At 62.8% G+C, this 18,825-nt stretch carries 15 protein-coding genes; 8 read left to right on the top strand and 7 right to left on the bottom strand.

What is annotated here, in order from left to right; genetic code table 11:
• Positions 1-35: 35 nt before the first annotated feature.
• Together NEK97_RS15150 and rarD are read right to left on the bottom strand one after the other, a co-directional pair.
• On the bottom strand, positions 36-2,441 hold the full coding sequence (locus tag NEK97_RS15150) for a polysaccharide lyase 8 family protein (protein ID WP_257370627.1): 2,406 nt from the start codon (positions 2,439-2,441) through the stop codon (positions 36-38).
• Positions 2,442-2,596: 155 nt separating this feature from the next.
• Positions 2,597-3,661, bottom strand: a complete 1,065-nt coding sequence (gene rarD / locus NEK97_RS15145) for an EamA family transporter RarD (RefSeq protein WP_257370626.1) — start codon at positions 3,659-3,661, stop codon at positions 2,597-2,599.
• Positions 3,662-3,777: 116 nt separating this feature from the next.
• On the opposite strand from rarD, the gene NEK97_RS15140 reads away from it, so the two are divergent.
• The 6 genes from NEK97_RS15140 to NEK97_RS15115 all read left to right on the top strand — a co-directional run bounded on the left by NEK97_RS15140 (position 3,778) and on the right by NEK97_RS15115 (position 11,509).
• Positions 3,778-5,229, top strand: a complete 1,452-nt coding sequence (locus NEK97_RS15140; protein ID WP_257370625.1) for an FAD-dependent oxidoreductase — start codon at positions 3,778-3,780, stop codon at positions 5,227-5,229.
• 121 nt (positions 5,230-5,350) lie between these two features.
• Positions 5,351-6,700 carry a GAF domain-containing protein gene (locus NEK97_RS15135; protein ID WP_257370624.1) on the top strand — a complete coding sequence of 450 codons (1,350 nt, stop codon included), beginning with the start codon at positions 5,351-5,353 and terminating at the stop codon, positions 6,698-6,700.
• 96 nt (positions 6,701-6,796) lie between these two features.
• Positions 6,797-8,320: an aldehyde dehydrogenase family protein gene (locus NEK97_RS15130; protein WP_257370623.1), complete on the top strand. Its 1,524-nt coding sequence runs from the start codon at positions 6,797-6,799 to the stop codon at positions 8,318-8,320.
• Between the two features lie 42 nt (positions 8,321-8,362).
• Entirely contained in the window at positions 8,363-9,373 is a 1,011-nt protein-coding gene (gene adhP / locus NEK97_RS15125; RefSeq protein WP_257370697.1) for an alcohol dehydrogenase AdhP, read from the top strand.
• Positions 9,373-9,789: a DUF779 domain-containing protein gene (locus NEK97_RS15120; protein ID WP_257370622.1), complete on the top strand. Its 417-nt coding sequence runs from the start codon at positions 9,373-9,375 to the stop codon at positions 9,787-9,789. Before adhP ends, NEK97_RS15120 begins: the two co-directional genes overlap by 1 nt.
• Positions 9,790-9,955: 166 nt before the next feature.
• Positions 9,956-11,509 (top strand): APC family permease, encoded by a 1,554-nt coding sequence (locus NEK97_RS15115; protein WP_257370621.1) that lies wholly within the window; start codon positions 9,956-9,958, stop codon positions 11,507-11,509.
• Between the two features lie 110 nt (positions 11,510-11,619).
• Here the strand turns inward: NEK97_RS15115 and NEK97_RS15110 are convergent, their stop codons facing one another.
• From NEK97_RS15110 to NEK97_RS15095, 4 genes are all read right to left on the bottom strand, one after another.
• A complete protein-coding gene (locus tag NEK97_RS15110) occupies positions 11,620-12,255 on the bottom strand; it encodes a DUF2461 domain-containing protein (RefSeq protein ID WP_257370620.1) in 636 nt (211 codons plus the stop codon).
• Between the two features lie 124 nt (positions 12,256-12,379).
• Positions 12,380-13,861: a catalase gene (locus NEK97_RS15105; RefSeq protein ID WP_257370619.1), complete on the bottom strand. Its 1,482-nt coding sequence runs from the start codon at positions 13,859-13,861 to the stop codon at positions 12,380-12,382.
• 13 nt (positions 13,862-13,874) lie between these two features.
• Positions 13,875-14,351 carry a Fur family transcriptional regulator gene (locus tag NEK97_RS15100; RefSeq protein ID WP_257370618.1) on the bottom strand — a complete coding sequence of 159 codons (477 nt, stop codon included), beginning with the start codon at positions 14,349-14,351 and terminating at the stop codon, positions 13,875-13,877.
• A gap of 30 nt (positions 14,352-14,381) precedes the next feature.
• Entirely contained in the window at positions 14,382-15,149 is a 768-nt protein-coding gene (locus NEK97_RS15095) for a hypothetical protein (protein WP_257370617.1), read from the bottom strand.
• Positions 15,150-15,234: 85 nt separating this feature from the next.
• Between NEK97_RS15095 and NEK97_RS15090 the strand changes: the two genes are divergently transcribed.
• Together NEK97_RS15090 and htpX are read left to right on the top strand one after the other, a co-directional pair.
• Positions 15,235-16,506 carry an MFS transporter gene (locus tag NEK97_RS15090; RefSeq protein WP_257370616.1) on the top strand — a complete coding sequence of 424 codons (1,272 nt, stop codon included), beginning with the start codon at positions 15,235-15,237 and terminating at the stop codon, positions 16,504-16,506.
• A gap of 104 nt (positions 16,507-16,610) precedes the next feature.
• A complete protein-coding gene (gene htpX / locus NEK97_RS15085; RefSeq protein ID WP_257370615.1) occupies positions 16,611-17,480 on the top strand; it encodes a zinc metalloprotease HtpX in 870 nt (289 codons plus the stop codon).
• On the opposite strand, the gene efeB is transcribed toward htpX, so the two are convergent.
• Positions 17,477-18,817 (bottom strand): iron uptake transporter deferrochelatase/peroxidase subunit, encoded by a 1,341-nt coding sequence (efeB, locus tag NEK97_RS15080; protein ID WP_257370696.1) that lies wholly within the window; start codon positions 18,815-18,817, stop codon positions 17,477-17,479. The genes htpX and efeB overlap by 4 nt on opposite strands.
• Between the last annotated feature and the right edge of the window lie 8 nt (positions 18,818-18,825).

Here is an 18,825-nt window from a genome sequence, read left to right as displayed (position 1 = left end):
CGATTTGGGCGCGTATGCACGACGGCGGTGCTTGCCTAGCTGCCCAGCGTCAGGTTCTTATGGTGGCCGTGTCCGTCGAGCTGGACCTCGATGGTGTTGCCGGCAGTGAGCACAGCACCGGCATCCGCCTGGACCACGGTGTTCCACGAGCCGGGAAGCGTCACACGCACCGAAGCCTGCGTCCGTGACGGGTCCGCCACGGACACCGTGAGGTTGTCACCGATCCTGTGTGCGGACACCGTGCATGGCCCGGATGCTGTGTATCCGCCCCCGGATGCTGCAGCGAAGAAGTTGGCCATGACCAGGCTGTCTTTGCCGGACTCAACCATCTGCACATCCGCCGAGTTGGCAAGAACTTTCACATCCGGGTTCGCCGACTGGGAGAACGTGGTCGAATGGTCGGCGGCAGGCAGGATCATGTAGGCGTAGCCCGATCCCGCAGGGTCAACGCCGTGGCGGTGCGTGATGGTCACATAGTCCCTCGTGACGGGATCCGTGCTTCCACCGGTGTCTGCACCTGAATTGATGTCGAACCAGGTCCCTGTCCGGCGCACCACCGCAACGTCGGGAGCCCCGGAAACGCCCGGAGCATCAAGGAAGACGTACCCGCCGTGGCCTTCAAGATGCACGGACCGTTTCAAGACCACGGGCGCTTCCCCGGGCGCCATCCGCCGGTTCCTGGAGTCTGTCCGGACCGCCGGGGCGGAATCTGTGGCGAAGGACCTGTTCTCAATGGTGGTCCGCACCGCAGCTCCGCCCGTTCCCGTGATGCCTGCGCCGAGGCAGACCACAGCGTCATCCAGGAAAAACCACGACTTACGGCCGGACAGGGTCTTGTTGTGGTTGAGGTGGTCCATGCCGATGACACCCCAGCGGCCGTCCACGGTAAGCCCGCCGGCAAAGGCCTGGAAGGCGCGGGGGATTCCGGTTCCTGCGGCCCCCGCCCCAGTGGCACGAACTTGGTCGTTAACGGTGGTGCCGGGAAGGGCATAGGGGTCCACAGTGGGCCAGAAATCGGCACTGAACTGGGACGGATCCTGCCGCGTGTAAAGGAACGTCATGCCATCGCCCTGGTACCAGCCGAGGTTGTTCTCGCTGTTGCCCCACTCATAGCGTCCAATCCGCTTGGAGGACAGGTTTACCGTGCAGCCCCAGTCCGGACGGTGCTGGACCAACCTGTCCTGGTCGGCGAACATCCGGCTGTAGACGGGAGCCGGTGCGGCAACCACTGCGGAATCAGAAAGCACTCCGAGGGACAGCAACGACTTTGCCAGGCTCTGGGTAGGATGCCCGACGAGCTTCTGGTCCGCGCAGCGTTCCAGCCAGCCTTTCGCCAGAGCCAGGAAGCGGGAACGGTACGGTTCGTCGCAACCAGGCGCCAGGAGAAGGACCGCTGAGATAAGACCGAAGCCGCTGACGTAGTCGGGTTCGCGCTGGCGGGAGACGGCGCGTCCGCGGATGGTGTCCATGATCCGCCCATCCCAGACGAAGGGGGCGTAGGTGTCCTCCACGGCATCAAGGAGCACCGAACGTTTGGGATCATTGACGGCCCAGCTGCTTCCCCCGAGCATCGCGATGATCTCGGCGATCCCAGCCAAAGCCACCACACCGTAAGTTCCTGCGTAGGGCAGATAGGAGTGCTGGACATAGGAGCCGTCCGCGTAGAAGCCGTCGCCGCTGGTGACATAGGTGAAGACACTGTTGGTTCCGCCGCGTACGGTATCGCTCAGGGCGTCGCGGCCCAGGGCGATCTCGTCCGGTCTGTTATCCAGGATCCCCCGCATGCAGCAGGCCAACGACTTGTCGACGCGGTTGGCGCCCGTCTCTGCCAGGGAGGGAGCGCGGCCGCGCCAGTTCGGGTTGGGTGCGAACCAGCGGACAGCTGCCAACAGGGAGGTCCGCAATGCTTCGGGAACTTCGGCATGAAGAAGCGTCAGGATGTCGACGGCTTTGCGCGGGACGCCGATCTCCCAGAACCACCAGTTGCCGGCTGCCTTGATGGACGGCTTGTACGCAGTGTCATTCAGGAGTTGCAAGCCGGCAACGATGTCCGCGGCCAGGTTCGCGTTGCCGGCGCAGGGGTTGCCTGGGACTGCGTATCCGAGGGCCATGTCGTAGAGGCGGTTGAAGTGCAGGCCCATGTTTCCGGTAGCGGCAGTGGACTGCCCGATGCCGGTCAGCGGAATGTCGGCCCACAATGCTGTCCGGGAGGATGCCTTGTCCATGGAGGACCACCATTTCTCGGTGGTCTGGCCCATGCCTTCAAGCTGCGAGGCCAATTCCGGAATGCCCGCTGCGCTCTGTCCACCCGTGAGGACCAGCCGCCGTCGGTCGATGAGTTCCTGCAGCCCGGAAGCCGCAAAAGAAGGTCCAGCCTGGGAAAGCATGACGCCGGCAAGGGCGGCCGCCCCTCCGGCGCGGAAAAGGGTCCTGCGGCTCACTGGGGGTCCATTGAAGTTCAAAACTGCTCCGTTCAAAACTGCTGGGTGCGGGGAGTGGACATTGCGGTAAAAGTTTCCGCAACTTTATGTCCGACTCCCGGGCCCCTCAGCAGAAATGAACAAAAGTGCTCATGGCTCCCGGATAGCGGAAACCCTTACGGGTGCGACGCCTCGAGCCGGGCTTTCTTCTTGAGCACGGAGTTTTTCCGCGTCGTCCGGAGCATGTCGATGGTCAGGAGAACCAGGGCGAGCCACACCACGCAGAAACCGATCCAGCGGGCCGTGGTCATGGTCTCGTTGAAGACTGTCAGGGCAACGATGAACTGGAGGACCGGGGCGAAGTATTGGAGCAGGCCGATGGTGGTCATGGGCAAACGGCGGGCCGAAGCACCAAAGAAGAGCAGGGGGACGGCCGTGATGACGCCCGATGCCACCAGCAACCAGAAGTGTCCGGCGCCGTGGGTGGTCAATGTTGCGGCCCCCGATACGCCGAGGACCACCATGGTGATCGCGGCGAACGGGGCCAGCACCACCGTTTCAACCGACAGACTCGTGAGCGCGTCAACCTTGGGTCCTACGCGCTTTTTCACGAAGCCGTACAAACCGAAACTGAAGGCAAGGATCAGCGCGATCCAGGGAAGCTGTCCGTAGGAGAACGTCAGGACGCCAACTGCGACGAAGCCGATGCCCACCGCTGCCCACTGGAGGGGACGCAATTTTTCCTTCAGGACGAAGACGCCCAGCAGGACCGAGACCAGCGGGTTGATGAAGTACCCCAGGGACGTTTCGACGGCGTGTCCCGTGGTCACGCCGAAGGTGTAGGTGAGCCAGTTGATGGCGATCAGGCCGGCGGCCAACGCCAAAGGACCAAAGACGGACCGGTCTTTGACTGCGGCACCGAAGACGCGCCACGCGCGGGTAATGGTGATGAGCAGCGCGCAGAAGATCAACGACCAGACAACCCGGTTGGCGACGATTTCCACGGCACTGGCCGGCATGAGAATGAAGAAATAGAGCGGGAGCAGACCCCACAGCCCGTACGCGCCAATGCCGAACAGGACGCCCGCCGTCGATTCGCTCCTCACCGGTTTACCGGCGTTGCCGGTACCGCCGCCCTTGCCACCCGCCGTCGTTGACGTAGTTGTAGAGGAGCTTGAGATGATCTGATCCGGAGTCGACACAATGTCGCAAACACCGTTCATGGGCGCAATATTCCGCAATCTTTATGAATTTCTGTGACTCCTGCCATATAAGCGGCTTGGCGTAGGGTCGACATCTAGAATTGAACCCTGCGCGCCCACCAACGGCGCGGCTCACTGCTTCGGAAGGGCTTACGGTGCCAAATTCAGCCGCAACCAATCGTCCGTTACGCGTTGCCATCGTTGGCGCTGGCCCGGCGGGTGTCTATGCCGCGGATATCCTGACCAAGTCCAACGAGGTCAAGGACGGCGAGGTTGAGGTCAGCATCGATCTCTTCGAGGCATACCCCGCACCGTACGGTCTGATCCGCTACGGAGTTGCCCCCGATCACCCCCGGATCAAGGGCATCGTCAACGCCCTGCACAAGGTGTTGGACCGCGGCGATATCCGCTTCCTGGGCAACGTGACCTACGGCCGGGACCTGACTCTCCATGATTTCCGCGCGTTCTACGATGCCGTGATTTTCTCGACGGGTGCCATCAAGGATGCGGACCTGAACATTCCCGGCGTCCACCTGGACGGTTCCTTCGGCGGCGCAGATTTCGTGTCCTGGTACGACGGGCACCCCGATGTGCCCCGCGAATGGCCCTTGGATGCCAAGGAGATCGCGGTCATCGGTAACGGCAACGTCGCCCTCGATGTTGCCCGCATGCTGGTCAAACACCCGGAAGAGCTGTTGGTCACCGAGATTCCGGACAATGTTTACGCCGGGCTCAAAAAATCGCCTGTCACCGACGTCCACGTGTTCGGGCGCCGCGGTCCTGCGCAAGTGAAATTCACCCCCTTGGAACTGCGGGAGCTTTCGCACTGCAAGGACGTGGACATCGTGCTCTACCCAGAGGATTTCGAATTCGACGAAGCCTCCGACGAAGCCATTCGCACCAACAACCAGATCAAGACCATGGTGAACACCATGACCAACTGGCTGGTGGAGGAGCACGCCGAGTCCGAGCAGCCCTCGTCCCGTCGCCTTCACCTGCACTTCCTGCACAGCCCCGTGGAAATCCTGGACTCACCCGAAACTCCGGGCAAGGTGTCCGGAATCAAGTTCGAGAGGATGGAGCTCGACGGCACGGGCAACGTCAAGGGCACTGGCGAGTTCATCGAGTACCCGGTCCAGTCTGTCTACCGCGCCATCGGCTACCATGGCTCGCCGTTGGAGGAACTTGAGTACGACGCCCGCCGCGGTGTGATCCCGAACGACGGCGGTCGGGTCCTGGACTCGGACGGTAACCACGTCCCGGGTATCTACGCCACCGGCTGGATCAAACGCGGTCCTGTAGGTCTCATCGGCCACACCAAGGGCGATGCGCTGGAGACAATCGGCTTCCTCCTTGAAGACCGGCTCACGCTGCCGCCGGCAGAAAACCCGGATCCGCAGGCGATCATCGACCTCCTTGAAGAGCGCGGGATCGAATACACGACGTGGGAAGGTTGGAACCGGCTGGATGCCCATGAGGCCGCGTTGGGCGCGTCATGGAGCGAAGCCGCAGCCGCGGCTGCCGGTGATGGTTCGGGCGACGGGGTGGTCCGCGAGCGCATCAAGGTGGTCCCGCGCGAGGAGATGGTCCGGATCTCGCGTGGCTGACCCTGGAGTTTTTGTCCACCTGGCCGCTCCGAGGGCGTTGGCTGTACAAAAACTCCGGCTCCCGAACTAGACTGCTGGGTACTGTGCCGCCCACCACATGCACGGTACCCAGGGGAGTTCGATGAGGAATCCAATCCATCCACCGGTTCCAGGCGACACCGCGGAATTGGTGCAGAGGCGTGCGCTGGCAGGCCATGAGCGCCTGAATCACAGCGGCCTCCTGGACGATGAAGGCATCGTTGGCCTGCGTCGCCTGGTCCGTGAGTCCTGGCAGCGTTCTGCGACCCTGCAAGCCAATCCAGACGTCGCCGAGGCGCCCCTTGCGATGGACAGGGACGAACTCGAGGAGTATCGCAGGCAGCATCCGTTGGCTGCGATCATGCCGGTGATCAAGAAGCTCCTGGTCCAACCCAGCCATGACAGTGGTTTGTTGGTAGCGGTAGGCGACGATGTCGGGCGGCTCCTGTGGGTTGACGGCGACCCCGTGATGCAGCGCCGCGCCGAGGGCATGATGTTCGTGGCCGGCGCTGACTGGTCCGAAGCCTCCGTTGGGACCAGCGCCCCCGGAACTGCCTTGGCCCTGGACCGCAGCATCCAGATCTCCGGTGCCGAACATTTCAAACGGTCCGTTCACCCGTGGAGCTGTACAGCCGTGCCGTTCCATGACCCTGATTCCGGTGCCGTGCTGGGCGTCGTGGACATTACCGGCACGGAAACAGCAGTGGCGCCGCACACCCTGTCCCTGGTGGAGGCAACCGTTGCTGCGGCCCAGGCACAGTTGCGCATCGAACGGCTCCAACTCGCCGCAGCCATTCGAGACAAACCACGACGGCGGAGCGCGCCTTCAACGTCGACCCAAACCACTGGTGCGCTGTACCGGAACAGCTTGCAATTGTTGGGTCGCGATCAGGCGTTGCTGAGCATTGATGGCCGAACCGTCTCCTTGTCAGCCCGGCACAGCGAAATCCTGGCGATCCTCGGCAACCACCCTTCCGGCCTGAGCGCTGACGATCTCTGCGCCCAGTTGTACCCAGGAGACGGTTCTGCCGTGACGCTGCGCGCCGAGATGGTGCGGCTGCGCAAGGTCCTCCACGGGCTCAGCCCCGATGCTGTTCCCGAATCCCGTCCCTACCGCTTGCCCGTGGAATTGCTGCCCGACTCCGGACAGGTCCTCAGCTGCCTCCAACGCGGCGCCCACCGCATCGCCTTGGAAATCTACAAAGGTGCTGTCCTTCCGCGGTCGGAGGCACCCGGCGTCGTGCAGTTGCGTGAGCGGGTATCGCACTTGTTGCGCGAGGCGTTGCTCAGCGACGGCAGCGTCGATTCGCTCCTCAAGTACGCGGAGCTGCCTGAGGCGAAGTACGACGTCGACCTCCGCCTGGCCGTGCTGAAGCTGCTGCCGCCCCGCTCACCCAAGCGGGCCGCCGTCGTGGCCGACCTAGAGCGGATCGAAACGGACATGACGGCGTGAGCTGAATCACAGGGTTGCAACGTAGCTGCAACCTCCCCGCTCCTAGGCTCGGATCAATGGCGACAGCCACCGTGATTCGCAGCAAAGGAGCTAGCAATGACTGTTTACGCACAGCCGGGTGCCGAGGGTTCGAAGGTCACCTTCAAGGACCGCTACGAGAACTGGATCGGCGGCGAGTGGGTTGCCCCCGTCAAGGGCGGCTACTTCGAGAACATCACCCCCGTCACGGGCAAGGCCTTCTGCGAAGTTGCCCGCGGAACCTCCGAGGACATCGAGCTTGCGCTCGACGCCGCCCACAAGGTTGCACCGTCCTGGGGCAAGACCTCCGCCACTGAGCGCGCAGCGATCCTGAACAAGATCGCCGACCGTATTGACGAGAATGTGGAGCTCCTTGCGGTTGCGGAGACCTGGGACAACGGCAAGCCCGTCCGCGAGACCCTGAACGCCGACATTCCGTTGGCAGCTGACCACTTCCGCTACTTCGCCTCCGCCGTGCGAGCACAGGAAGGCCACCTGTCCCAGTTGGACGACGACACTACGGCATACCACTTCAAGGAGCCGCTGGGAGTTGTTGGCCAGATCATCCCGTGGAACTTCCCCATCCTCATGGCTGTTTGGAAGCTGGCCCCGGCGCTCGCGGCCGGAAACGCCGTGGTGCTCAAGCCCGCCGAGCAGACGCCGACGTCAATCCTGGTTTTGATGGAGCTCATTGGTGATCTCCTTCCGGCCGGTGTGGTGAACGTGGTCAACGGCTTCGGCGTCGAGGCCGGCAAGCCGCTCGCTTCGAGTTCCCGTATCCGCAAGATCGCCTTCACGGGTGAGACCACCACAGGCAGACTCATCAGCCAGTACGCGTCGAACAACCTCATCCCCGTCACCTTGGAACTTGGCGGCAAGAGCCCCAACATCTTCTTCGACGACGTCGCCGACCAGAACGACGCCTTCTACGACAAGGCGCAGGAGGGCTTCACGCTCTTCGCGTTCAACCAGGGAGAGGTCTGCACCTGCCCTTCCCGGGCCCTGGTCCAGGAAGGTATCTACGACTCCTTCATGGCCGACGTCACGGCCCGGACCAACAAGATCATCCAGGGCAACCCGTTGGATACGGATACCCAGGTCGGTGCCCAGGCCTCCAACGACCAGCTGGAGAAGATCCTGTCCTACATCGACATCGGAAAGCAGGAAGGCGCCAAGATCCTCACCGGCGGCGCCCGAGCCGAACTGGACGGTGACTTCGCCGGGGGCTACTACGTCCAGCCCACCATTTTCGAAGGCCACAACCGCATGCGCATCTTCCAGGAGGAGATCTTCGGCCCAGTGGTGTCAGTGACCAAGTTCAGCGACTACAACGACGCCATCGGCATCGCCAACGACACGCTCTATGGCTTGGGCGCGGGCGTCTGGTCGCGCAATGGAAACGTCGCCTACCGCGCAGGCCGGGAAATCCAGGCCGGCCGCGTGTGGGTCAACAACTACCACGCCTACCCGGCAGGGGCTGCGTTCGGCGGCTACAAGTCCTCAGGTATTGGCCGTGAGAACCACGCCATGATGCTGGACCACTACCAGCAGACCAAGAACCTCCTGGTCAGCTACAACGAGAACAAGCTCGGCTTCTTCTAAACCGTCTTGTCTACCGATCAAAGGAGATCGTCAATGAGCACCATGCAAGCTGCAGTCGTCACCAAGTTCGGTACCGATCTCGAGATCAAGGAAGTGGAAAGGCCGACGCCGGGTCCCGGCCAGGCGCTGGTCCGCCTCATCACATCGGGGGTATGTCATACCGACCTGCACGCCGCCGAAGGCGACTGGCCGGTCAAGCCGACGCCACCGTTTATCCCAGGCCATGAAGGTGTGGGGGAAGTGGTGGCCCTCGGTGAGGGCGTCACGGATGTTGCTGTCGGCGACCTGGTGGGCAACGCCTGGCTCTGGTCTGCCTGTGGTGACTGCCAGTACTGCCGGACCGGCTGGGAAACCCTGTGCGAGTCCCAGCAAAACGGTGGCTACAGCGTGGATGGCTCGTTCGGTGAGTACATGCTGGTGGACACCCGTTTTGCTGCGCGGATTCCAGACGGTTCGGACCCGTTGGAAGTGGCGCCTGTACTGTGCGCCGGCGTCACGGTGTACAAGGGTTTGAAGATGACGGAGACCAGGCCCGGCCAGTGGGTCACCATCTCGGGCATTGGCGGACTCGGACACATCGCTGTCCAGTACGCCGTGGCCATGGGGCTGCGCGTGGCAGCCGTGGACATCGCCGACGACAAGCTGGCGCTCGCCAAGGAACACGGCGCAGAGCTGACGGTCAACGCACTGCATGAGGACCCGGCTGAGGTCATCCAACGGGAAACCGGTGGCTGTCACGGCGTGCTGGTGACTGCCGTGCATCCATCCGCATTTGGGCAAGCCATTGGCATGGCCCGGCGCGGCGGAACAATTGTGTTCAACGGTCTTCCTCCGGGGGATTTCCCGGCGCCCATTTTCGAGATCGTCCTCAAAGGCCTCACCGTCCGCGGCTCAATCGTGGGAACGCGGCAGGATCTTGAAGAGGCACTGGAATTTTACGCCCAGGGGAAGATCAAGCCGACGGTCTCCACCCGTGAGCTCTCCGAGGTCAACGCGGTCTTTGACGAAATGAAGCACGCCAAGATCGATGGCCGAGTGGTGCTGAAGTTCTGATGAACAACACCAGCTTGGAAGCTGCGGTGACGCTGCCAGGGGAAGATTTTTCCCGGGTGGCGCTCACCGCAGCGTCCGTGGAACTGTTGCGGAAGCTGTGGGAGCAGCATGGCCCGCTGATGTTCCATCAGTCCGGTGGTTGCTGCGACGGTTCCGCCCCCATGTGCTACCCGGCGGGGGAGTTCCTGACCGGGGATTCCGATGTCCTGCTGGGCCGGTTCGACATCGGGTCCGATGGGCAAGCGCAACCGTTGGAGTTCTGGATGTCCAAGGAACAGTTCGCCTACTGGTCCCACACGCACCTCACCGTGGACGTGGTTCCGGGACGGGGTAGTGGGTTCTCCGTTGAGTCTCCCGAAGGGAAGCGGTTCCTGATCCGCTCAACGCTCATGGACTGGGACGTTCCGAGCAATTAGGTGGTTGGGCTGGTGAGACGGGGGCAACGCGTCCCCGTCACACCAGTCACAGCAGTCACGCTGATTCGGTGGTCGTCTCACTATCTGGGATAAATATGGTCGTCCATTGGCCGGACACTATCCTTGATGAGTCCTATACCACTCCCATCCAGAATGTGGCATTTTTATGAACATTTTCAGGACCAAGTCGATCGAGCAGTCGATCGCTGATGCCGACGAACCCGGGCGCAAGCTGAAACGCAGCCTCAGCACCTGGGACCTCATGATCATGGGTGTCGCCGTAGCCGTCGGCGCCGGCATCTTCTCCGTTGGTGCGAAAGCCGCCGCAAACTTTGCAGGCCCGGCCGTCACCATCTCCTTTGCCATCGCCGCCGTCACCTGTGCGCTGGCCATCATGTGCTACGCAGAATTCGCTACAGCCATCCCCGTGGCAGGCTCAGCGTACGTTTTTACCTACGCCACCATGGGCGAAGTCCTCGCGTGGATCATCGGCTGGAACCTCATCCTTGAGCTGTTCACCGCCGCTGCCGTTATCGCGAAGTACTGGGGAATTTACCTCAGCACCGTCTTTGGCCTGATGGGCGTGGACATGCCGCCGTCAGTGAGCGTTGGCGGCGTTGATCTTTACTGGGGCGCTTTCCTTATTGTCGCGATCTTCACCGTGCTGCTGGTGCTGGGGACAAAGTTGTCCGCACGCGTCGGCAACGTCTTCACGCTGATCAAGATCGCAGTGGTGCTCTTCGTGATCGTTGTTGGCTTCAGCTACGTGAAGTTCTCCAACTACACGCCGTTCGTACCGGCCTCGCAGCCCACTGATTCCGGAGCTGCCGATGTCATGAAGCAATCCTTCTTCGGCTTCCTTACCGGTGCTGCTCCAGCGCAGTACGGGACCTTGGGTGTCTTCGCCGGTGCAGCCCTGGTGTTCTTCGCCTTCATCGGCTTTGACGTGGTGGCAACGTCCGCCGAAGAGGTCAAGAACCCGCAGAAGACCCTTCCCCGCGGTATCTTCGGCGGCCTGGCAGTGGTCACGCTGCTCTACATCTTGGTCTCCCTCGCACTGACCGGCATGGTCTCGTATACGCAATTGGCCGAGGTCAAGAACCCCACCCTGACCACAGCCTTCGAGGCCGTCGGCAACACGGATGCAGCCAAGGTCATTGCGTTCGGCTCCCTGGTTGGCCTCACCACCGTGATCATGGTGCTCCTCATGGGCCTGTCCCGCGTTGTCCTTGCCATGAGCCGCGACGGCCTGCTGCCGCGCTCCTTGTCCAAGACCAGCGACAAGCGCTCCACTCCGGCCCGTCTGCAGATAATCTGTGGCGCCGCAGTGGCAGTGGTGGCCGGCGTGACCAAGGTGGATCTGCTCGAGGAAATGATCAACATCGGTACGCTCTCCGCGTTCGTGATGGTCAGCCTGGGTATTTTGGTGCTGCGCAAGAAGCGCCCGGACCTGAAGCCTGCCTTCCGTGTCCCTCTCGGCAAGGTCATCCCCTGGGTCTCCGCAGTACTCTGCCTTTACCTGATGACCAACCTGGCTGTTGAAACCTGGATCTTCTTCGCGATCTGGCTGGTTATCGGCATGGTCATCTACTTCGCATACGGCCAGCGCCACTCACGCCTCAACGAGAGGTTCGCTTCTGCCAAGGCTTCCGTCAACGCTCCGGCCGGAAGCAAGCAGTCCAAGGGCGACGAGGACGAAGACACCTTCACCAAGGTCTGACACGACCTACGCCTGACCGTAAGAGAGGCTGCCTGTCAGACAGCCATGACGAATCAGCCACAAAAGCGTCCGGAAACAAACAGTTTCCGGGCGCTTTTGGTGTCACCACCCTACGGCGCTGCATGCTCACTGACCCACTCCACCAAAGGCCTCAGCACTTCCCAGCGGGCAGCGATCTGGTCTTTCGCCGCCGGAGTGGATAACCACTCGGGCTGCCCGATCTCCTCCCCGGCGGAGAGGGACTTGTGCTTGAGCAGCTCAGCGCGTGGATGGTCTTTGTCGAAACCCCGCGGAACAGTCTTGAGCTTTTCACCTTCAATGGCGAAGCCGGCCGATCCGACCGCGTCAACGATTCCCTGCAGCTCCGATCCGCTGTCCGGGGCATCCACTGCCGCACGGAAACGGGCCAGCTGGGCCGGGGTATGGGAGTGGTATCCACCGCCAATCAACAGTCCGTCGGCGCTGATCTGGACGTAGTACCCCACGCCTTCCTGGGTTGCCGCGAAGGCTCCCTGCGCTGTCTTATACGGTGACTTGTCTTGGGAGAACCTGATATCCCTGTTCGGCCGGAAGATCTTGGCCGGGCCGAACTGCGGCTCCAGCTCCGAAAGCAGGGCTGTCAGCGGCTCCTTCACCTCGGCGTCGTACGTTGCTTTATGCTCCAGCCACCACTCACGGTTGTTGTTCTCTTCAAGCTCCTCGTAGAAGCGGAATGCAGCCGGGGAAATGCCTTTGAATGTGCTCATGCAAGGATCCTATGAACCGCGCGGTGGTCGGAGCCATAGGTTCAAAGCGCTATGTGGAAAAAGAACACCCCGCTGCGGAGATCCGCAACGGGGTGTTCCAGGAATTGCTGGAGAGCGAAGACGCTTAGAGCTTGTTGGCTGCTTCTGCGTCGGACTCGGTCTGGCCTGCGCCGAGGTTGGCGCGGAGCTTGGCGCCGAGGTCGGCGTCAACGTTGGTCCAGTACTGGATGGCGCGTTCCTTGATGTCAGCGTTCTTCACGCCGCCAACAGCACCGGTGATGGTGTCCAGGAGGCGGGCCTTGGCGGCGTCATCGTAGACCTCGCGGTACAGCGTACCGGCCTGGCCGAAGTCGTCGTCCTCAGCGTGCAGGGTGTGCGCGGAGAGGGTGAGCTCGCCGTCGTTCTCCCAGCCACCGGCGGGCGACGTCGGCTCAACAGCGGCCGGGCCACCCACGGAGTTCGGTGCGTACACCGGGGTGGACGGGGAGTTGAACAGGTAACGTCCCTGGCCGTCCTGGCTGTAGTTGTTGACCTGGTTCTTGGGCTGGTTCACCGGGATCTGGGCGTGGTTGGTGCCCACGCGGTAACGGTGTGCATCGGCGTAGGAGAAGATGCGGGCCTGCAGCATCTTGTCCGGGGAAGCAGCGATGCCCGGTACGAAGTTCGACGGCGCGAAGGTGGCCTGCTCGATCTGCGCGAAGTAGTTCTCCGGGTTCTTGTTCAGCTCCATGGTGCCCACGTGGATCAGCGGGTAGTCCGAGTGCGGCCAAACCTTGGTCAGGTCGAACGGGTTGAAGCGGTACGTCTTGGCGTCTTCGTAAGGCATGACCTGGACGTGCAGTTCCCAGGAGGGGAAGTTGCCGGCGTCGATGTTTTCCTTGAGGTCGCGGATGTAGAAGTCCGCGTCCGAACCAGCAAGCTCTTCAGCCTGGTCGCCGGTGATGGTCTTGACGCCCTGGTTGGACTTGAAGTGGTACTTGACCCAGAAACGCTCGCCTGCGGCGTTGATCCACTGGTACGTGTGCGAACCGTAGCCCTGCATTTCACGCCAGGAAGCCGGGAGGCCACGGTCGCCCATGAGCCAGGTGACCTGGTGTGCGGACTCGGGGGACAGGGTCCAGAAGTCCCACTGCATGTCGGCGTCGCGCAGGTGGCTGCCCGGGAGGCGCTTCTGGGAGTGGATGAAGTCCGGGAACTTGATGCCGTCGCGGATGAAGAAGACCGGGGTGTTGTTGCCCACGAGGTCGTAGTTGCCCTCGGAGGTGTAGAACTTCACGGCGAAACCACGGGGGTCGCGCCACGTGTCGGGGGAGCCGTTCTCGCCTGCGACGGAGGAGAAACGGATCAGCATTTCGGTCTCGGCACCCGGCTGCAGGAAAGCTGCCTTGGTGTAGGCCGAAACGTCCGAGGTGGTCTTGAACGTACCGAATGCGCCGCCGCCCTTGGCGTGCACTACGCGCTCCGGCACCCGCTCGCGGTTGAACTGTGCGAGCTTTTCCACCAGGTAGTGGTCGGTGAGGATGATGGCACCGTCAGCGCCGACGGACTTCGAGTGCGCGTCGGAAGTAACGGGGGCACCTGACTGGGTTGTTGAAATGGCAGTCATTGTTCTCCTATTTCTATTTATGAGTTACGGAAGTTGCGGGAAGCTGTTGTTTGGACTGGCAGTCCTGGCAGATGCCTTGGTACAGGACATCTGCGATCTGGATGGTCATTGGCTTGGAGTTTTCATCCCAGTGCGGTGTCAGGCACGGGGCGTGTCCCACGGCGCAATCCACGTCTTCCACCCTGCCGCAGCTGATGCACACAGCGTGGTGGTGATTATCGCCAACCCGGGTCTCATAAAGCGCCGGGGAGTGCGGGGGTTCGAAGCGGCGCAGCATCTGCAGGTCCGTGAGATCGCTAAGCACTACATAAACGGACTGCGCCGTCAGTTCAGGAAGCTCTTTGCGGGCAGCAGCAAGGATGCCTTCTGCCGGGGAGTGCGGGTGGTGCTGGACGGCGGCGAGGACTGCCAGACGCTGTTTGGTCACACGCCGGCCGTGGGCATGCAGGGCTGCGGCCCATTCTGCTTGCTCGGCTGTGTGATCGGTCATGTAATCAGTAAAACACTTATTATGAGGAGTTCACAATAAGGCAAGACTAACTTCGGGTGAACAGAGCAAAGACTCCAAGGGATTCGCTTCCTCTGCGGCCGACCGTCCCAGTGCATGGACGCGTACTGTGGCCCCGTTGTCTGGTTCCAGCGCCAGGCAGCTGAACCCGCTGAGCCCGCCGGCCAGGGGCAGCGAGCCCAGGGCAGCGCCCATGGCCAAGAGCTCCGCCGGAGAGACTTCCGCGATCGACCCCACGGCCCTGATCGGTTGGATCACTGCGTGGTTGCGCCCCGCGCCCGTCGATTCAACCAGCCCGCCCGGGTCCAGGATGGGCTCGACGGCGGTACCCACCCCGTCCGGGAACGGAGCCGTCGCTGCTGGTCGGGCACGTACCAGCGCATCCCTGATCGCATCGTCAGTTGCTTCCAAACGTTCCAGCGGTTCCCCCGCGCGCCGGTGCGCCGGCAACAACAGTTGGTGTCCCGGCGTCGTGGTTTCACCCGGTCCACGCCCGAAGAGGTGGAAGGTGGGTGTGGAGGATTCGGCGACGGGTTCGCCGATCGCAGCACCGAGCGGGTGCCAACGGTAGGTAAACATGATTGGGCAACGGACAACGCCCATGACATCGCGGAGTGCCGTCCGGATCAGGTTGTGGCAGAGCAGCCAGTCGGTCGCCGAGGGGTAGGCGAACTCTGTGGAAGGGTCAGACAACCTGAGCAGCACATGGCCGGCGGTGAGGGGATGGCGCGGCCGGGCTATCTCCCAGAAGGCCGAACGGTACAGCAATCGTCGCGACATGACGTGTCAACTCCCTCCCCGGGGTGAGCCTACCAAGCAGGGAGCCGCGTGCGGGAGGCGCCCTCATGCTGGTTAGGGTTGGACGGTGGCGAAACTACTGGCAGACATCACTCCGTTGAAGGAGAGTCCCGCTTTCCGACGACTCTGGCTGGGAGCCTCGGTGGCCGCCATTGGTACCCAACTGACGTTGGTGGCCGTCAGCCTGGAGGTTTACAGGCTGACGCAGGAAAGTTTTTACGTGGGCCTCCTGGGAATCTTCGCACTGGTTCCCTTGGTCATTGCAGGGCTCTACGGAGGCTCTGTCTCGGATGCCTACGATCGCCGCAAGGTGGCGATCATCGCTTCACTGGTCCTCTGGGCAACCACGGCAGGACTGGCGTTGCAGGCCTGGCTGGGGATTGGCAACATCTGGATCCTCTACGCCCTGGTGGCGATCCAAAGCGGAGCGCAGGGCATCAACGGTCCGGCCCGCAGCGCCATCATTCCGCTCCTTGTCCGGAAGGACCTGCTTCCGGCCGCCAACGCCCTGAGCATGCTGACCTTCGGCCTTTCCATGACGGCCGGACCACTGCTTGCCGGTGTCCTCGTTGCCACCATCGGGTTTGGTTGGACCTACACCATTGACGTCATCAGCTTCACGTTTGCCCTCTGGGGACTCTTCAGGCTTCCGCCGCTGCCGCCGTCCAAGGACGCGGTGCGGCCGGGGCTGCGTTCAGTGGTGGAAGGCTTCCGCTTCCTGGGAACCCGGCCCAATGTCCGCATGACCTTCATCATTGACCTCATCGCCATGATCTGTGCCCAACCCAGGGCGCTCATGCCTGCCATTGGCGCCGTCATGATCGGCGGAGGCGAAACAACGGTGGGCGTATTGCTGGCGTCCACAGCCGTGGGGGCTTTCCTTGCCGGGCTCTTCTCCGGGCCCCTCGGCCGGGTACGGAAACAGGGGAGCGCCGTGGTGTGGTCCGTGGTTGGCTGGGGAGCCTCAATTGCCGGATTCGGACTGGTGGTGCTGCTGGCCGGGGACTCGGGCCGTGAGGGCGTCACGCCCTGGTTGCTGCCTGCTGCGCTGTGTTGCGCACTTGCGGGGATCTCCGACTCCATCAGTGCGGTCTTCCGCACCACTATTCTTCAGTCCGCAACTCCCGACCATCTCCGGGGACGGCTTCAGGGCGTGTTCATCGTGGTGGTTGCGGGCGGCCCGCGGGTCGGCGACATGCTGGCCGGTGGGGTCTCCCAGTTCCTCAGCGAAGGCGGGGTGCTGTTGCTCGGCGGGCTTTTGTGCATTGTCCTGGCGTGGCTGGCCTCGCGCATCCAGCCCGGCTTCGTCGCCTACGACGCCAAGCACCCCGTCCCTTAGCTCCGCCAGCGGCAACGCCGACGTAGGCTGATAACGGAACCCGGGGACCGGCGTCGGCGTTAATCCGTACAGAACCCCTGCAAGAGCGGAAGAAAGCGATAACCGTGCATAAACACAACAATGGACTCAAGACTGCAGCGCTTTTTGGTGTGCTGTGGGCAGTGTTGTTGGGGTTGGGCGCCATCATCGCAGCCGGGACGCGCAGCACCACGCCCATCTGGATCATGGCCTTGATCGGCGTGGGCACAACAGCTTACGGATACTGGAACAGCGACAAGATCGCCATCCGTTCCATGGCCGCCTACCCGGTCACCGAAGCGCAGGCGCCGCAGCTTTACCAGATTGTTCGTGAGCTGTCCGTGCGCGCCAACAAGCCCATGCCGCGGATCTACCTTTCGCCCACCATGACACCCAACGCTTTTGCCACGGGCCGCAATCCCAAGAATGCCGCTGTCTGCTGCACCGAGGGAATCCTGCATTTGCTTGATGCCCGTGAACTTAGGGGCGTGTTGGGGCATGAACTGATGCACGTGTACAACCGCGACATCCTCACCTCGTCCGTCGCTGCGGCGGTGGCCGGCGTCATTACGTCCGTGGGTCAGATGCTGTTGATCTTCGGCGGCGGCGATCGGCGAAACGCCAACCCGTTGGCCACCATTGCCATGGCCCTGCTGGCACCGTTCGCGGCCTCATTGATCCAGATGGCTATCTCCCGGACGCGCGAGTACGACGCCGACGAGGACGGCGCCCAGCTGACGGGTGATCCACTGGCCCTGGCTTCGGCCCTGCGCAAGATCGAGTCCGGCGTGAGCCAACTGCCGCTGCCGCAGGACCAGCAGCTGGTCAATGCCTCACACCTCATGATCGCCAACCCGTTCCGGGGCGGTGGCATGCGGCGGATGTTCTCCACGCATCCTCCGATGAAGGACCGGATCAGCAGGCTGGAGCAGATGGCCGGGCGGCCGCTCTCCTAGCCAGCGAACAGCCCTTGGCCGATAAACCCGCCCGCCTCCACGCCCGGAGGCACCGCGAAGAGACCCGAACCGGTGTGCTTCAAGTACTCCACGGACAGGGTGTCACCCTTGGCCAGTGCCAGTTGCATGGGGACGTAGTGCGTCCGTGGATCCTTGACGAAAGCAATGAAGAACAGCCCGGCGTCCAGGTGTCCCAGGCCGTCTGAACCGTCGGTGAAGTTGTAGCCGCGGCGCAGCATCCTCACACCGCCGTTCTGGTCCGGGTGGGCGAGGCGCATGTGGGAGTCGAGTGGGATGAGCGGAGCGCCTTCCCGGCCGGCCAAGGCAAAGTCGGGAGCGGTAAATTCATCGCCGCCGGACAGGGGAGCGCCGGCACCCTTGGTCCGGCCGATCAGTCCCTCCTGTTCCCGGAGCGAGGTCCGGTCCCAGGTTTCGATGTGCATTTGGATCCTGCGCGCTACCAGGTAGCTGCCGCCGGCCATCCACTGCTCGGACGAACGAGCCGTGTTGGAAACCCAAACGTGCTCCTCCAGCAGTGCATTGTCCTCAACCTTGAGGTTGTTGGTGCCGTCCTTGAAGCCAAAAAGGTTTCGCGGTGTCACTTGGGCCCTGGACGTCGATGACGTTCGGCCAAAGCCCAGCTGCGACCAACGGACCCGGACCTTGCCGAAGCCAATCCTCGCCAGGTTCCTGATAGCGTGCACAGCGACCTGGGGGTCGTCGGCGCAGGCCTGGACTACAAGGTCGCCACCGGTGCGTGCTGGCTGCAGGTCGTCACCCGGGAAATGCGGGAGATCGATCAAAGCCTCGGGGCGGCGCCCCTCGAGACCAAAGCGGACCTTGCCGTCCTTTTCAAACAACCCAGCGCCGAAACCGAACGTCAGGGTCAATTTCGCCGCCGGCAGGTCCAACGCTTCGCCGGTGTCCTCCGGTGGGGCATCGTAAGGTCCATCCACCGCGCCGGTTTTACCCGTCGAAGCGCCGGTGGTCATGGCCTCAGCCGCGGCAGTCCAATCCTTCAGGAGCTTGATGAGTTCCTTGCGGTCCTCGGTGGTGACATCGAACGCGGCCATATGTAGACGGTCCTGCGCTGGTGTCGTGATGCCGGCCTGATGCTGGCCAAAAAACGGAACAACCGCTGACGAAGCATCTGGTGTTGCTGCCTTCGCTTCAGCAGCCGTCACCACGTCATGGCCTAGGAAACCGGCCGCGAGGCCTGCCACGGCGCCCGCGCCGCCCACACCGGCGAGGGACAGGAGCCCGCGGCGGGAAAAGCGCGTCCTGCCGGTTCCAGCAGCAGCTGCCGTACCGCCGTCGGACGCTTCCTGCGAACTCACCACGGCGG

This window comes from Paenarthrobacter sp. UW852, assembly GCF_024608385.1.
Lineage (GTDB): Bacteria > Actinomycetota > Actinomycetes > Actinomycetales > Micrococcaceae > Arthrobacter.
Note: the sequence above shows the minus strand (reverse complement) of the source record. Positions and strands in the feature narration are given on the sequence as shown.

Bases quoted from the DNA above. Each gene is read 5' to 3' on its own strand.
- adhP (WP_257370697.1), top strand. From the start codon at position 8,363: ATGCAAGCTGCAGTCGTCACCAAGTTCGGTACCGATCTCGAGATCAAG.
- NEK97_RS15100 (WP_257370618.1), bottom strand. From the start codon at position 14,351: ATGACCGATCACACAGCCGAGCAAGCAGAATGGGCCGCAGCCCTGCAT.
- NEK97_RS15105 (WP_257370619.1), bottom strand. From the start codon at position 13,861: ATGACTGCCATTTCAACAACCCAGTCAGGTGCCCCCGTTACTTCCGAC.
- NEK97_RS15115 (WP_257370621.1), top strand. From the start codon at position 9,956: ATGAACATTTTCAGGACCAAGTCGATCGAGCAGTCGATCGCTGATGCC.
- NEK97_RS15095 (WP_257370617.1), bottom strand. From the start codon at position 15,149: ATGTCGCGACGATTGCTGTACCGTTCGGCCTTCTGGGAGATAGCCCGG.
- NEK97_RS15120 (WP_257370622.1), top strand. From the start codon at position 9,373: ATGAACAACACCAGCTTGGAAGCTGCGGTGACGCTGCCAGGGGAAGAT.
- NEK97_RS15130 (WP_257370623.1), top strand. From the start codon at position 6,797: ATGACTGTTTACGCACAGCCGGGTGCCGAGGGTTCGAAGGTCACCTTC.
- NEK97_RS15110 (WP_257370620.1), bottom strand. From the start codon at position 12,255: ATGAGCACATTCAAAGGCATTTCCCCGGCTGCATTCCGCTTCTACGAG.
- NEK97_RS15135 (WP_257370624.1), top strand. From the start codon at position 5,351: ATGAGGAATCCAATCCATCCACCGGTTCCAGGCGACACCGCGGAATTG.